Genomic DNA, 15,262 nt, shown 5'->3' with positions numbered 1-15,262 from the left:
CGCCGCGTTCATCCACTCAACACGCGTTATCGTTAACGTCCATCGCGAGCAAGCTCGCTCCTACAAAGGTGGAAAGTGCCGTCCGTAGGAAGGTCGAAACTTTCCCGCCAGCCGGGCAGTCATCAAAAGACAGAGGCGGTTCGAAGACCCTGAGACGGGAGCGGACATGGCGGCGATTCATATCGGTATTTCCGGCTGGCGCTACAAGCCCTGGCGTGGAGATTTCTACCCCGAGGGGCTGACGCACAAGCGCGAGCTGCAATTCGCTTCGCGCGCGGTCAACAGCATCGAAATCAACGGTTCGTTCTACGCGCTGCAGACCCCCGAGCGTTATGCCGACTGGTATGCCGATACCCCCAAGGGCTTCGTGTTCAGCGTCAAGGCGCCGCGCTACATCACCCATATCCTGCGGCTGCGGGACGTGCACAAGCCGATCGCCAACTTCTTCGCCTCGGGCGTGCTGGAGCTCAAGGACAAGCTCGGGCCGATCCTCTGGCAGTTTCCACCGAGTTTTCAGTTCGACGCCGAGCTGTTCGGCGCCTTTCTTCAGCAATTGCCCGCCGATACCGAACAGGCCGCCGCCCTCACCCGCCAGCACGAACCACGCCTGAACGGCCACGCCAGCACCAAGGCCTACGGCAAAAAAGCCATGCGCCATGCCGTGGAAATCCGCCATGCAAGCTTTGCCGTGCCCGAATTCCCGCACCTGCTGCGCCAGCACGGTGTGGCGCTGGTGGTGGCCGACACCGCCGGCAAGTGGCCTTATTGCGAGGACCTGACCGGCGATTTCGTCTACCTGCGGCTGCATGGCGACAAGGAGCTGTATGCCAGCGGCTATACGCCCCAGGCCCTGAAGCGCTGGGGCGACCGGATCGAGGCCTGGCACAACGGCAAACAACCCGCCGATGCCCGGCTGATCGACGCCCGGCATACCCCCAGGGCGCGCAAGAGCCGGGAGGTGTTCTGCTATTTCGACAATGACCTCAAGGTCCGCGCACCCTTCGATGCCCGCCGGTTGCTGCAGCGCTTCGGGCTCGACAAGGCGCTGGCGACGGCGCCCGGCGAGCCCGCCCCGCCCGGGGTGCTGCCATGAGCCATGACGAGTCGGCCAACAGCCCGATACCACCCGCGATCGGGCTTGCCGCCGCGCGCCGCTTCACGGTGCTGACGGTGAACACCCACAAGGGCTTCACCGCCCTGAACCGGCGCTTCATCCTGCCCGAGCTGCGCGAGGCGGTGCGCAGCGTGGAGGCGGATGTGGTGTTCCTGCAAGAGGTGCACGGCGCCCACGACCAGCACCCGCAGCGCTACAACAACTGGCCGAGCATGCCGCAATACGAGTTCCTCGCCGACAGCATCTGGCCGCAGTTCGCCTATGGGCGCAATGCGGTGTACCCGGCTGGCGACCACGGCAATGCACTGCTGTCGAAATTCCAGATCATTCGCTACGACAACCTCGACATCTCCCTGTCCGGGCACGAGAGCCGCGGCCTGCTGCATTGCGTGCTGCGCCTGCCCGGCGATGCCCTGGAAGTGCATGCCATTTGCGTGCACCTGGGGTTGCGCGAAAGCCATCGCCAGCAACAGCTGGATCTGCTGCTGCAACTGATCGCCGAGCTGCCCGGCGATGAGCCCTTGATCGTCGCCGGCGACTTCAACGACTGGCGGCTGCGCGCCGATGCACGGCTCGCGCCCAGTGGCTTGCGGGAGGCCTTTGTCAGCCTGCACGGCAAGCCAGCGCGCAGCTTCCCCGCGCGCCTGCCGCTGCTGCGGCTGGACCGGATCTACGTGCGTCATCTGAAGGTCCACCGGCCCCAGGTACTGGACACCCATCCCTGGTCCCATCTCTCCGATCACGCGCCGCTGTCGGTCGAGGTCGAGCTATGAACGACATGCCCCTGGAAAAAACCACGGTGGACAGCCTGCCCGATGCCGGGCTGGCCCACGAACCACCACGGATGGACCTCGAATATGGCTGGCACAGCAACAACCGGGTGGTGCTGCTGGAAAATGGCGAAGCCTATTTCCCCCGGGTGTTCGAAGTCCTGCGCCAGGCGCAGAGCGAGATCCTGCTGGAGACCTTCATTCTCTTCGAGGACAAGGTCGGCCAGGAGCTGCACGCTATCCTGATCGAGGCCGCACAGCGTGGCGTACGGGTCACCGTCAGCCTGGACGGCTTCGGTTGCGGCGAACTGAGCACCGAGTTCCTTGCCGCCATGAGCAACGCCGGGGTGCGCTTGCAGATATTCGACCCGGCGCAACCGATTTTCGGGGTGCGCACCAACTGGTTCCGCCGCCTGCATCGCAAGATAGTGGTGGTCGACGGCGCCATCGCCTTTGTCGGCGGGATCAACTTCTCCGCCGATCACCTGGCCGATTTCGGCCCCCAGGCCAAACAGGATTACTCGGTAGAGATCCAGGGGCCGGCGGTGGTGGATATCCACCATTTCGCCCTGCTGCAAGGCGACCGCCCGGCCCGCGCCCGCTACTGGTGGCAACGCCGCCGGCAGCGCCGCGCGCAGCTGGCCCTGACCGACCATGACGGCCAGGTACGCCTGGTCTATCGCGACAACCGCCTGCACCGCAGCGATATCGAAGAGGTCTACCGCCTGGTGCTGCGCGGGGCCCGGCAGCGGGTGGTAATCGCCAATGCCTACTTCTTCCCCGGCTATCGGCTGCTGCGCGAGATCCGCAACGCCGCGCGCCGTGGCGTCGAGGTACGGCTGATCCTGCAGGGCGAGCCGGACATGCTGGTGGCCAGGCTGGCGGCACGCATGCTCTATGACTACCTGCTCAAGGATGGCGTGACCATCTACGAATATTGCGAACGGCCACTGCACGGCAAGGTGGCGCTGGTGGACGACGACTGGAGCACCGTGGGCTCGAGCAATCTCGACCCGCTGAGCCTGTCGCTGAACCTGGAAGCCAATGTGCTGATCCGCGACCGGGCCTTCAATCACGACCTGTTCGAGCGCCTCGACCGGCTCAGCCGCGACCACTGCCAGGCCATGCCGGCCAAGGGCTCCGGCCGCGGCCGCCTGTGGCGCCTGACCGTGGGCTTCCTGGTGTTTCACATCCTGCGTCACTTTCCGGCCTGGGCCGGCTGGCTGCCCGCCCACAAGCCGCTATTGAAGCCCTTCGGCCAGGCCGCCCCCCAGCGGGAGTCGCCCCATGAGCCGCACTGACGCCCATGGTTCGACGCCCGCCGCGTCGCATGCCCGGTCGCGCTGGCAACGCCTGAAGAAACCGCTGACCATCGCCTTCTTCCTGCTGCTGATCGTGCTGTTCACCCTGCTGGCCCGGCGCATCGACTGGAGCGAAGTGCTTGGCACCCTGGCCGACTTCAAGGTGCGTACCCTGGTCATCGCCGCGAGCCTGACCCTGGCCAGCTTCCTGGTCTACGCCTGCTTCGACCTGATCGGGCGCACCTACATCCGGCAGAACCTCGGCTGGCGGCAGATCCTGCCGGTGGGGTTCATCAGCTATGCCTTCAACCTCAACCTCAGCGCCTGGGTCGGCGGGATCGCCATGCGCTACCGGCTGTACTCCAGGCTCGGGGTGAGCACCGGCAACATCGCCAAGATCCTCGGCCTGAGCCTGGCCACTAACTGGTTCGGCTACATGGCCCTGGCCGGCACCGTGTTCGCCAGTGGCCTGATGAAGTTGCCGCCCGGCTGGCAGCTCAGCAACGGCGCGTTACAGGGGGTGGGCGTCCTGCTGCTGGTGCTGGGCGTGGGCTACCTGGCGGCCTGTCGGTTTTCCCGGCGGCGCGAGTGGTCGATACGCGGGGTCGAGATCAACCTGCCCTCGTTGCACATGGCCCTGTTGCAACTGGCCCTGGGCGCGCTCAACTGGTCGCTGATGGCAGCGGTGATCTTTACCCTGCTGCCCAGCAAGCTCGATTACCCGGTGGTGCTCGGGGTGCTGCTGATCAGCAGCATCGCCGGGGTCATCACCCATATTCCGGCGGGGCTGGGGGTGTTGGAGGCGGTGTTCATCGCCCTGCTGCAACATGAGGTGTCCCGCGGCAGCCTGCTGGCCGGGTTGATCGCCTACCGGGCGATCTACTTCATCCTGCCGCTGCTGATCGCGCTGCTGATGTACCTGCTGGTAGAGGCCAGGGCCAAGGCGTTGCGCGTGGAGAAAAAGCCGCGCAAAGGCGGCTGACGCTATCGCGACAAACGCGCGCGTTCCTCTCCGGGAGCGAGCTTGCGCACCTCATTCAACCAGCGCTCCCGACTATTGCGACTGAATGATGCTCAACCGTTCTCCCACCACCATTTCCGTGATCCAGTCCACCAGGATCGAGGTGTAGGCCTGCTGCGACACGGGATCGCTCAGGGCATGGTCGGCGCCGTCGATGATCCGGTGGGTCATGGAATGGGTCTGCTGGCAGGCCGCGCGGTAACTCATGATGGTGGCGTGTGGCACATGCTCGTCGGTCTCCGACTCCACCAGCAGCACATCCCCGGTGAACGCCGCGCAGGCATGCAGCGCCCGGTTGCTGTCCATGCGCACCAGGCTGCTGCGGTAATCCAGCAGGTCGGCCTTGTCCAGGTCACGCTTGGGGCTGTTCCAGGCTTCGTCGCGGTACAGCGCCGGGACCCGTAGCGCCAGCCAGCGCACCGGTCGCAGCGAGGTCAGGATGCTCGCCAGGTAGCCACCGTAACTGGTGCCCACCACGGCGATCGCCGAGGTGTCGAGGGCCGGGTGGGCCAGCAGGCGGTCATAGGCCGCCAACAGGTCGCGCAGGTTGTCTTCGCGGCTCACGCGGTTCAGCGGAATACCGCTGCCGGCGTGGCCCCGCAGGTCGAAGGTCAGGCACACGCAACCCAGCCCGGCGATGCCCCGGGCGCGCTCCAGGTCGCGCTCCTGGCTACCGCCCCAGCCGTGGACAAACAGTACGCCGGGGACTTTCGACCTGGGAGTGAGGAAAGTCCCGCTCATCTGCTCGTCATCGATGTCGATTTGAATGCTTTCGCTTCTAGCCGTCATAGGATTGGACCGTTGCATATTTGAGAAGAAAGTCACTGTGCTCCGCGGGCCCGCGATAGACCTCGATGGCATCGGCCGGCAAAGGCTGGTCGACATAGGTTTCCACCGCGGACACACGAATCGCGCGCATGCCCGGATGGTCGATAAAGGCCTGCAAAGCCGCCACTTCGGCGCTGCTGGCACCGCCCATGCGCCACGATTGCTCGAGTACGCCGCTGCGCTGCCGGCCTTCGGCGTCCAGGCCCTGGGCGATGTCGTAATTGCGCCGGGAGGCGAAAAACCGCGGATAGGCCTCATCGGCGGCGGCGTCGAAAACCCGGGCCTGCTGCACCGCCTGGCGCACGTCCGTCGGCAGTGGCAGCGCCAGCAACTCAGGGTAGCCCCCCTGCACCACCAACAGCTCGGAGCCACCGTAGACCTGCTCGCCGTCGGCGTCCTCGGTCAGGTACTGCTGGCCGCAGTAGCTGAGGACATGGCCGGCGATAAAGGACTGGCCGGCGCTGTAGGTGACCACCTGTTGCAGATCCTGCTCCAGGACCACGCCTTCATTGAACTGCCGGGCGACCTCCGGTTGCGTCAGCAGCTCGTCGAAGTGCTCCAGGCTCTCGATCACCTGCTGGCCACGACCGGCGCAGGCATGGATCGGCTTCATGCGGATCGGTCCGCTGTAAAGCAAATGGCTGGCCGCTGGCCGGGCATCGTTCAGGGAAAACACGCTCAGGCCGTCCAGCACCACATTGCGCACCCGCCGGGAGAACAGCGGCGCCCAGCCCGGCGGGGCCACGGCGTTCTTGTTCAGCAGGCCATGGGTGATAGCCTTGGTGCAGATAAAATCATGCTCGACATACCCGCCCCACAGGTCGTCCGGCCCCGTGACCCGCAATTGCCGGGCCGCGGCAGGGCCGACGATGGTCTGCGTCGGCAACAGGTACAGCTCGTCCTGGCCATGCACGAGCGGGTCGTAGTCACCGGCGAATTCCAGCCCGAGGATTTGTGCCAGCCACCGGGCCAGCGCGCGATTGGTCTCCACGACATGCTGCGAGGCCCCAGGGTGGACCGAGTGGGCGACCACCCGTTTCTTGCGTTGCGTCGGGGCCATGCGTCCCCCTTCGTCATCGGCGTGGTGAATGTACAAGAAAGGGTGCAGGGATCACGCCAAGGCCCGGGGGGAGTCGAATAGCCCCTGGATAAGCGCTCTACGCCATCGTTGCTGGCATTGGGCCTGTCTTATTTTGCACGATCGGCCGGCGCCGCCCGGTATTTTGCACGACTCGCGGAGGTCAGCCCTGCCCGGCCCGTGCCAGCGGTGTCGGCGGCGTCACGCCGAAACGCGCGCGATATTCGCTGGGCGCCAGCCCGGTGATCTTCTTGAAGGTGGCGCGGAACGCCCCAGGGTCCTGGTAACCGACCGTCCAAGCGATATGGTCGATGGTGCCGTTGGTGAACTCGAGCATTTCCCGGGCCTTGCCCACCCGCAGGTGCTGGCAATATTCGGTGGGCTTGAGCCCGGTGGCGGCCCGAAAGCGCCGCAGGAAGGTGCGCTCCTCCAGCCCGGCCTGCTGCGCCATGACGGCGAGGGAAACGTCCACCGCGCCATTGGCCTGCAGCCAGTGCTGCACCTTGAGGATCGCCGCGTCGCCGTGGCCGAGGATCGGCGCGAAGTTACTGCCGCACTGGCTGGCGCTGTCGCTGTGTTCGATCACCAGAAAACGCGCGGTGCCGCTGGCGATGCTCGGGCCTAGCAGGCGGTCGACCATGCGCAACCCGAGTTCGGACCAGGCCATCAGGCCGGTGGTGGTGATCAGGTCGCCATCGTCGACGATCGGCTTGTCGGCGTTCAGGCGGATGTTCGGGTAGCGCTCGGCGAACTGCTTCGCCGAGGTCCAGTGAGTGGTGGCACTGCGACCGTCGAGCAGGCCACTTTCGGCCAGCAGGATCGAGCCGACACAGACCCCGCCCAGGGTCGCGCCATTGGCATGCTGCTGGCGCAGCCATTGGGTCAGCGCCTGCGGTGCCTGCGCCCGGGAGAAGCCGGCCACCGAGGGTGGGATCAGCACCGCCAGCAATGGCCCCTCAACATCAGGGTGACTGTCGTATACCCGTATAGGCGCCTGGTCGGCCTGCGCCTGCCAGTGGCTGATGCGCAACAGCGGCAACTGCGTACTGCGTTGTTCGGCGGCGATACGGTTGGCGACCCCGAACAGGTCGGTCAAGCCATGCACCGCGGCCATCTGTGCCCCGGGATAGATCAGCACGCCCAGCTCGGCGACTGCGCTTTCCATACCCATTGTCAGTTTTCCCCCTGCTATTGTCGGTGCGGCCAATCCTCGACCGGCCCGCCGGAGCCAATACTGGACTCCACAGCCAGCCACTACTTCAGAGGACACACCCATGGCCAAGCAAGCGCTCATCGTAGTCGATATCCAGAACGACTACTTCCCCAACGGCAAGTGGCCCCTGGTGGGCGTCGAAGCCGCCGCCGACAACGCCGCGCGGCTGATCCAAGCCTTCCGTGACAGCGGCCAGCAGGTGGTGCACATCCGCCACGAATTCACTTCCGACAGCGCGCCGTTCTTCACCCCCGGCTCCAGCGGCGCACAACTGCATCCCAAGGTCAGCAACCGCGCCGACGAACCGGTGGTGCTCAAGCACTTCGTCAATTCGTTCCGCGAAACCGAGCTCGAAGCCATTCTCGACCAACACGACATTGAACACCTGGTGGTGGTCGGCAGCATGAGTCACATGTGCATCGACGGCGTCACCCGCGCTGCCGCCGACCTGGGCTATGGCGTCACAGTGATCCATGACGCCTGCGCCACCCGCGACCTCGAATTCAATGGTGTGGTGGTGCCAGCGGCCCAGGTCCACGCTGCATTCATGTCGTCCCTGGGGTTCGCCTACGCCAGCGTGGTGTCCACCGATGAGTTTCTGGCGGGCAGCCGCTGATTCTGTCGGGCCCTTCCTTGCTGGAGGCTCTGGGACAACGGAGTCCCCAGCACCGAACTTGCGATAGATAGAAAGCAAAAAGCCCGTAGCGTTTGCGCGCTACGGGCCTTTTTCATGCCGTTGCCGAGAGGGCTCTCTTAGAACGGAATATCGTCATCGAAGCTGTCGTCGAAGTTCTGCGCCGGCTGTGGCGAGGACTGCTGAGGCGCTGGACGCGATTCGCGTTGTGGCGCCTGCGAAGGCTGTGGACGCGACTGCTGCGGACGTGGCGCAGAGTTGCCCATGCCCTGGCCCTGGTCGCCCTGTGGACGGCCGCCCAGCAGCTGCATGGTGCCCTGCATGTCGACGATGATTTCAGTGGTGTAGCGCTTGATGCCGTCTTTTTCCCACTCGCGGGTCTGCAGCTTGCCTTCGATGTAGACCTGCGAACCTTTGCGCAGGTATTCGCCGGCGATTTCCGCGACCTTGCCGAACATCGACACACGGTGCCACTCGGTCTTCTCGACCTTCTGACCGGTTTGCTTGTCGGTCCACTGTTCGCTGGTGGCCAGACTCAGGTTGGTCACGGCGTTACCGTTAGGCAGGTAGCGAACTTCAGGATCCTGGCCGCAAGTGCCGACCAATATGACTTTGTTAACCCCACGGGCCATAACGTTCTCCTAGGCTTCGCACGCCGATCGGGCTGGGTTGACCAGCTGCTCGAGGGTCGCGCGATCCAATAATTCGGTGTCCAATTTGATGTAAATGGCGGCTTCTTCGGCCACCATCACTGCATCTGTTACCCCAACAACGGCCTTCAGGCGCTCGACCAGACCGGCTTCGCGGATCGCTTCGGGCGATAACGGCAAGCGCAGGCTCGTCACGTAAGGAGGTTCGCGCATGGTAACAGCAAAGGCCAACCACAGGGCAGCAAGTCCTGCACACCCCAGGAACACAACCGACAAACCGCCATGCTGGAACAACCAGCCGCCGAGAATGCCGCCCAGCGCCGAACCGAGGAACTGGCTGGTGGAATAGACCCCCATGGCCGTGCCCTTGCCGCCGGCCGGTGAAACCTTGCTGATCAGCGACGGCAGCGAAGCTTCCAGCAGGTTGAACGCGGTGAAGAACACCACCGTGCCGATCACCAGCGCCCGCAGGCTGTCGCCGAACTCCCAGAAGAATAGCTCGGTGAGCAGCAGCGTACTGACCGCGCCCAGCAGAACTCGTTTCATTTTGCGTTTTTTCTCGCCGTAGATGATGAACGGGATCATGGCGAAGAAGGAGATCAACAGCGCGGTGAGGTAGACCCACCAGTGCTGTTCCTTGGGCAGGCCGGCTTTTTCCACCAGGGCCAGCGGCAAGGCGACGAAGCTCGACATCAGCATCGCATGCAACACGAAGATACCAAGATCCAGGCGCAACAGGTCCGGATGCTTGAGCGTCGGCAACAGCGCCTGGCGCGCGACCCCGGACTCACGGTGCTGCAATGGGCCGGTCGAGTGCGGCACCATGAAGGCAACGATGAAAATGCCCAGCAGCGCCATGCCGCCGGTGGCGAAGAACAGCCCGGACAAACCGAAAGCGCGGGTCAGCAGCGGGCCGGCCACCATGGCCACGGCAAAGGACAGGCCGATGGTCATGCCGATCATGGCCATGGCCTTGGTGCGGTGCTGCTCGCGGGTCAGGTCCGACAACAGCGCCATGACCGCCGCGGAAATCGCCCCGGCACCCTGCAGGATGCGCCCGGCGATCACGCCCCAGATCGAGTCGGCGTTGGCCGCCAGCACACTGCCCAGGGCAAAGACGATCAGCCCCAGGTAAATCACCGGACGACGACCGATACGGTCGGAAATGATCCCGAACGGGATCTGGAAAATCGCCTGGGTCAGGCCGTAAGCGCCGATCGCCAACCCGATCAGGGCCGGGGTCGCTCCTGCCAGATCCATCCCATAGGTCGCCAGGACCGGCAACACCATGAACATGCCAAGCATACGGAAGGCGAACACCAGGGCCAGACCGCTTGCCGCGCGGGTCTCGGCGCCACTCATGCGCTCGCTGTGGGGATCATGCATGGAAAAACCTCGTGTGAACCGGCGGCGATTCTACCAGTCCGATCGATTGACGGGGTATATGGCGACGCTTTGCCGCGCAGGTTTCATCTACGGCTGCACAGACCTCATTTGATAGTGTGCATCCATCCAGTATTTGCCCTTATACTCCTACGTTTTCGACGCCCGCCGAGCGAGGCCACTTTGGACAAGATCCTGATTCGTGGGGCCCGAACCCACAACCTGAAGAACATCGACCTGACCCTGCCACGGGACAAACTGATCGTCATCACCGGCCTGTCCGGATCCGGCAAATCGTCTCTGGCGTTCGACACCTTGTATGCCGAAGGCCAGCGCCGTTATGTCGAGTCGCTGTCGGCCTATGCCCGGCAATTCCTGTCGATGATGGAAAAACCCGACGTCGACACCATCGAAGGTTTGTCGCCAGCGATTTCCATCGAACAGAAATCCACCTCGCACAACCCGCGCTCCACCGTCGGCACCATCACCGAGATCTACGACTACCTGCGCCTGTTGTATGCACGCGTGGGTACGCCACGCTGCCCGGATCACGACATCCCGCTGGAAGCCCAGACCGTCAGCCAGATGGTCGACCTGGTGCTGGCCCAGCCGGAAGGCAGCAAGCTGATGCTGCTGGCGCCGGTGATTCGCGAGCGCAAGGGCGAGCACCTGTCGGTCTTCGAGGAACTGCGTGCCCAGGGCTTCGTTCGCGCCCGGGTCAACGGCAAGCTCTACGAGCTGGATGAGTTGCCGAAGCTGGATAAACAGAAAAAACACTCGATCGATGTGGTGGTCGACCGCTTCAAGGTCCGCACCGACCTGCAGCAGCGTCTGGCCGAGTCGTTCGAGACCGCGCTGAAGCTGGCCGACGGTATCGCCCTGGTGGCGCCAATGGACGACGAACCCGGCGAAGAAATCATCTTCTCCGCGCGCTTCGCCTGCCCGATCTGCGGCCACGCCATCAGCGAACTGGAACCCAAGCTGTTCTCCTTCAACAACCCGGCCGGTGCCTGCCCGACCTGCGACGGCCTGGGGGTCAAGCAGTTCTTCGACATCAAGCGCCTGGTCAATGGCGAGCTGACCCTGGCCGAAGGGGCGATTCGCGGCTGGGACAGGCGCAACGTCTATTACTTCCAGATGCTCGGCTCGCTGGCGTCGCATTACGGCTTCAGCCTGGAAGTACCGTTCAACCAGCTGCCGGCCGACCAGCAGAAGGTCATCCTCAACGGCAGCGGCACGCAGAACGTCGACTTCAAGTACCTCAACGATCGTGGCGATATCGTCAAGCGCTCCCACCCGTTCGAAGGCATCGTGCCGAACCTGGAACGTCGCTACCGCGAGACCGAATCGGCCACCGTGCGCGAGGAGCTGGCCAAGTTCCTCAGCACCCAGCCGTGCCCGGACTGCCGTGGTACCCGCCTGCGTCGTGAAGCACGCCACGTGTGGGTCGGCGAGAAGACTTTGCCGGCCGTCACCAGCCTGCCGATCGGCGATGCCACCGATTACTTCGGCACCTTGTCGCTGACCGGACGCCGTGGCGAGATCGCCGACAAGATCCTCAAGGAGATCCGCGAGCGCCTGCAGTTCCTGGTCAACGTCGGCCTGGACTACCTGACCCTGGATCGCAGCGCCGACACCCTGTCCGGCGGCGAGGCGCAGCGGATCCGCCTGGCCAGCCAGATCGGCGCCGGCCTGGTAGGAGTGATGTACATCCTCGATGAACCCTCCATCGGTCTGCACCAGCGCGACAACGACCGTCTGCTGGGCACCCTGAAACACCTGCGGGATATCGGCAACACGGTGATCGTGGTCGAACACGACGAGGACGCCATTCGCCTGGCCGACTATGTGGTGGACATCGGCCCGGGCGCCGGCGTGCATGGCGGGCAGATCGTCGCCGAAGGTACACCCGACGAGGTGATGTCCCATCCCGACTCACTGACTGGCAAGTACCTCTCCGGTCGGGTGAAAATCGCCGTGCCGGCCAAGCGTACGCCACGCAACAAGAAGCTTTCGCTGTCCCTCAAGGGGGCCCGCGGCAACAACTTGCGCAACGTCGACCTGGAGATTCCGATCGGCCTGCTGACCTGCGTGACCGGTGTCTCCGGCTCGGGTAAATCGACCCTGATCAACAACACCCTGTTCCCCCTCAGTGCCACGGCGCTGAACGGCGCGACCACGCTGGAAGCCGCTGCGCACGACAGCATCAACGGCCTGCAGCACCTGGACAAGGTGGTGGATATCGACCAGAGCCCTATCGGTCGTACACCGCGCTCCAACCCGGCGACCTACACCGGGCTGTTCACGCCGATTCGCGAACTGTTTGCCGGGGTTCCCGAATCGCGCTCGCGCGGCTACGGTCCGGGCCGCTTCTCCTTCAACGTCAAGGGCGGCCGCTGCGAAGCCTGCCAGGGCGACGGTCTGATCAAGGTGGAAATGCACTTCCTGCCGGACATCTACGTGCCGTGCGATGTGTGCAAGAGCAAGCGCTACAACCGCGAAACCCTTGAGATCAAATACAAGGGCAAGAGCATCCACGAGGTCCTGGAAATGACCATCGAGGAAGCGCGGGAGTTCTTCGACCCGGTGCCGGCGCTGGCGCGCAAGCTGCAGACGCTGATGGACGTGGGGCTGTCCTATATCAAGCTGGGACAGTCGGCGACGACCTTGTCCGGCGGTGAAGCGCAGCGGGTCAAGCTGTCTCGCGAGCTGTCCAAGCGCGATACAGGGAAGACCCTCTACATCCTCGACGAGCCAACCACCGGCCTGCACTTCGCCGACATCCAGCAGTTGCTGGACGTTCTGCATCGCCTGCGCGACCACGGCAACACTGTGGTGGTGATCGAGCACAACCTGGATGTGATCAAGACTGCCGACTGGCTGGTGGACCTGGGGCCGGAAGGCGGCTCCAAGGGCGGCCAGATCATTGCCGTGGGTACACCGGAGCAATTGGCAGAGATGCCGCAATCCCATACCGGTTACTACCTCAAGCCACTGCTGACCCGCGACCGGGCCTGAGCCCCATGAAAAAGCCCCTGCCATTAGGAAATGGCAGGGGCTTTTTTGTGCCCGTCAGAACCCTGCAGTTGCCTGCAGGAAAGGGCTAGCGCATCAGAACTGCGACTGCAGGTAGTTTTCCAGACCGATCGACTTGATCAGACCCAACTGCTTTTCCAGCCAGTAGGTATGGTCTTCTTCGGTATCGGCCAACTGCACACGCAGGATGTCACGGCTGACATAGTCCTTGTGCTTCTCGCACAGCTCGATGCCCTTGCACAGTGCTGCGCGGACCTTGTACTCCAGGCGCAGGTCAGCGGCGAACATATCCGGCACGGTGGTGCCGATATCCAGATCGTCAGGGCGCATGCGTGGCGTGCCTTCGAGCATCAGGATGCGGCGCATCAATGCATCGGCGTGTTGAGTCTCTTCTTCCATCTCGTGATTGATGCGCTCGTAGAGCTTGCTGAAGCCCCAGTCTTCATACATACGCGAGTGGATGAAATATTGGTCACGTGCTGCCAGCTCGCCCGTCAGCAACGTGTTGAGGTAATCGATTACGTCCGGGTGACCTTGCATCGCCCTACATCTCCCTGCTTGAAAGTCTGTATTTTGAACCAAGCTGACTTGCAGGTCACTGTAAAAACGCTAATAAAGTGAAGAATTCCAGAGAAAAGTAGCCGAAAAAACGCAAAAACCGCCCAAATGAGGGCGGTTCTGCTTATCGTTTAGACTTAGTTAAGCTGTACACCCAACGCCTTTGCGACACCTTCTCCATAAGCCGGGTCAGCCTTGAAGAAATGTTGCAGCTGACGCTGAACCACATCCGAGCTGACACCCGCCATCGCACCGGCGATGTTGTTGATCAACAGGGCTTGCTGCTGATCGTTCATCAGGCGGAACAGAGCGCCTGCATGGCTGTAGTAGTCGGTGTCTTCGCGGTGATCGTAACGATCCGCCGCACCGCTGAGTGCCAAGGCCGGCTCTGCGTAGCGAGGAGCCTGTTTCGGCGCGTCGGCGTAGCTGTTCGGCTCGTAGTTCGGTGCCGCGCCGCCATTGCTGCCAAAGGCCATGGCGCCGTCACGCTGGTAGCTGTTCACTGGGCTGCGTGGGGCGTTGACCGGCAGTTGCTGGTGGTTGGTGCCAACACGGTAGCGATGAGCGTCGGCGTAAGCGAATACGCGGCCTTGCAGCATGCGATCCGGCGACAGGCCGACACCCGGAACCATGTTGCTAGGACCAAAGGCAGCCTGCTCGACTTCCGCGAAGTAGTTCAGTGGATTGCGGTTCAACTCCAGCTCACCGACTTCGATCAGCGGGAACTCCTTCTGCGACCAGGTCTTGGTCACGTCGAACGGGTTCTCGTAATGAGCGGCAGCCTCAGCCTCGGTCATGATCTGAATGCACACGCTCCATTTCGGGAAGTCGCCGCGCTCGATCGCGTTGAACAGGTCACGCTGGGCGTAATCCGGGTCGGTACCCGCCAGGCGGGCAGCCTCGGCCGGCGCCAGGTTCTTGATGCCTTGCTTGGTCTTGTAGTGCCATTTCACCCAGTGACGCTCGCCTTTGGCGTTGATCAGGCTGTAGGTGTGGCTGCCAAAGCCGTGCATATGACGATAGCCGTCCGGAATCCCGCGATCCGAGAACAGGATGGTGACCTGGTGCAGCGCTTCAGGCGAGTGCGACCAGAAGTCCCACATTGCCTGGCCGCTCTTCAGGTTGCTCTGCGGCAGACGTTTCTGGGTGTGGATAAAGTCGGGAAACTTCAGCGGGTCGCGAATAAAGAACACAGGTGTGTTGTTGCCAACGATGTCCCAGTTACCTTCTTCGGTATAGAACTTCAGGGCAAAGCCGCGCGGGTCGCGCTCGGTATCAGCCGAGCCGCGTTCGCCACCTACGGTCGAGAAACGCAGGAACGTAGGGGTTTGCTTACCCACGGACTCGAAAAGCTTGGCGCTGGTGTATTCGGTGATGTCCCGGGTCACGGTGAAAGTACCGTAGGCACCCGAACCCTTGGCGTGCACGCGACGCTCAGGAATATTTTCACGGTTGAAATGGGCAAGCTTCTCGATCAGATGAAAATCATCGAGCAGCAGCGGGCCACGAGGGCCAGCAGAACGGGAATTCTGGTTATCGGCGACTGGAGCGCCACTTGCGGTGGTAAGCGTTTTGTTTTGGCTCATGCTCAATCTTCCTCTGTCAGTCTTGGAACTGCCGGCTAATCGGCTGACGAGGAGTATCGACCATCAAGATGACAGCATCAAATGCATTAA

General features: G+C 63.2%; 13 protein-coding genes. 6 read left to right on the top strand and 7 right to left on the bottom strand.

Annotated features, from left to right (window positions below):
• The first annotated feature begins 166 nt into the window (after window positions 1–166).
• The 4 genes from NRG23_RS22725 to NRG23_RS22710 are packed head-to-tail and all read left to right on the top strand — an operon-like array spanning window position 167 to window position 4,167.
• A complete protein-coding gene (locus NRG23_RS22725; protein WP_257372209.1) occupies window positions 167–1,093 on the top strand; it encodes a DUF72 domain-containing protein in 927 nt (308 codons plus the stop codon).
• Entirely contained in the window at window positions 1,090–1,887 is a 798-nt protein-coding gene (locus NRG23_RS22720; RefSeq protein ID WP_257372208.1) for an endonuclease/exonuclease/phosphatase family protein, read from the top strand. The genes NRG23_RS22725 and NRG23_RS22720 overlap by 4 nt, the downstream gene beginning before the upstream one ends.
• The gene (clsB, locus tag NRG23_RS22715) at window positions 1,884–3,185 is read left to right on the top strand and encodes a cardiolipin synthase ClsB (RefSeq protein WP_053270048.1); all 1,302 of its coding nucleotides are present in this window, start codon (window positions 1,884–1,886) and stop codon (window positions 3,183–3,185) included. The genes NRG23_RS22720 and clsB overlap by 4 nt, the downstream gene beginning before the upstream one ends.
• On the top strand, window positions 3,172–4,167 hold the full coding sequence (locus NRG23_RS22710) for a lysylphosphatidylglycerol synthase domain-containing protein (RefSeq protein ID WP_028683452.1): 996 nt from the start codon (window positions 3,172–3,174) through the stop codon (window positions 4,165–4,167). Before clsB ends, NRG23_RS22710 begins: the two co-directional genes overlap by 14 nt.
• Window positions 4,168–4,239: 72 nt before the next feature.
• Here the strand turns inward: NRG23_RS22710 and NRG23_RS22705 are convergent, their stop codons facing one another.
• From NRG23_RS22705 to NRG23_RS22695, 3 genes are all read right to left on the bottom strand, one after another.
• A complete protein-coding gene (locus tag NRG23_RS22705) occupies window positions 4,240–4,995 on the bottom strand; it encodes a S9 family peptidase (protein WP_038575407.1) in 756 nt (251 codons plus the stop codon).
• A complete protein-coding gene (locus NRG23_RS22700) occupies window positions 4,985–6,094 on the bottom strand; it encodes a DUF3182 family protein (RefSeq protein ID WP_053270050.1) in 1,110 nt (369 codons plus the stop codon). The genes NRG23_RS22705 and NRG23_RS22700 overlap by 11 nt, the downstream gene beginning before the upstream one ends.
• A 181-nt stretch (window positions 6,095–6,275) precedes the next feature.
• The gene (locus NRG23_RS22695; RefSeq protein ID WP_257372200.1) at window positions 6,276–7,283 is read right to left on the bottom strand and encodes a GlxA family transcriptional regulator; all 1,008 of its coding nucleotides are present in this window, start codon (window positions 7,281–7,283) and stop codon (window positions 6,276–6,278) included.
• 103 nt (window positions 7,284–7,386) lie between these two features.
• Here NRG23_RS22695 and NRG23_RS22690 point away from each other — a divergent pair, with 103 nt between their 5' ends.
• Window positions 7,387–7,941 (top strand): cysteine hydrolase family protein, encoded by a 555-nt coding sequence (locus NRG23_RS22690; protein ID WP_257372199.1) that lies wholly within the window; start codon window positions 7,387–7,389, stop codon window positions 7,939–7,941.
• Between the two features lie 137 nt (window positions 7,942–8,078).
• Here the strand turns inward: NRG23_RS22690 and NRG23_RS22685 are convergent, their stop codons facing one another.
• Complete coding sequence (locus NRG23_RS22685; protein WP_009045846.1) at window positions 8,079–8,591, bottom strand: single-stranded DNA-binding protein; 513 nt, start codon at window positions 8,589–8,591, stop codon at window positions 8,079–8,081.
• 9 nt (window positions 8,592–8,600) lie between these two features.
• Entirely contained in the window at window positions 8,601–9,995 is a 1,395-nt protein-coding gene (locus NRG23_RS22680; protein ID WP_009051114.1) for an MFS transporter, read from the bottom strand.
• 180 nt (window positions 9,996–10,175) lie between these two features.
• Between NRG23_RS22680 and uvrA the strand changes: the two genes are divergently transcribed.
• Entirely contained in the window at window positions 10,176–13,010 is a 2,835-nt protein-coding gene (gene uvrA / locus NRG23_RS22675) for an excinuclease ABC subunit UvrA (protein WP_016702646.1), read from the top strand.
• Window positions 13,011–13,103: 93 nt separating this feature from the next.
• On the opposite strand, the gene bfr is transcribed toward uvrA, so the two are convergent.
• Both bfr and NRG23_RS22665 read right to left on the bottom strand, forming a co-directional pair.
• Entirely contained in the window at window positions 13,104–13,568 is a 465-nt protein-coding gene (bfr, locus tag NRG23_RS22670) for a bacterioferritin (RefSeq protein WP_007924173.1), read from the bottom strand.
• Between the two features lie 155 nt (window positions 13,569–13,723).
• Window positions 13,724–15,172 carry a catalase gene (locus NRG23_RS22665; protein WP_016702645.1) on the bottom strand — a complete coding sequence of 483 codons (1,449 nt, stop codon included), beginning with the start codon at window positions 15,170–15,172 and terminating at the stop codon, window positions 13,724–13,726.
• Window positions 15,173–15,262 lie beyond the last annotated feature (90 nt).

This window comes from Pseudomonas sp. T8, from assembly GCF_024610635.1.
GTDB classification, from domain to species: domain Bacteria; phylum Pseudomonadota; class Gammaproteobacteria; order Pseudomonadales; family Pseudomonadaceae; genus Aquipseudomonas; species Aquipseudomonas chlororaphis_I.
The sequence above is the reverse complement of the archived record's forward strand: the minus strand, read 5'-3'. Positions and strand labels throughout refer to the sequence as shown.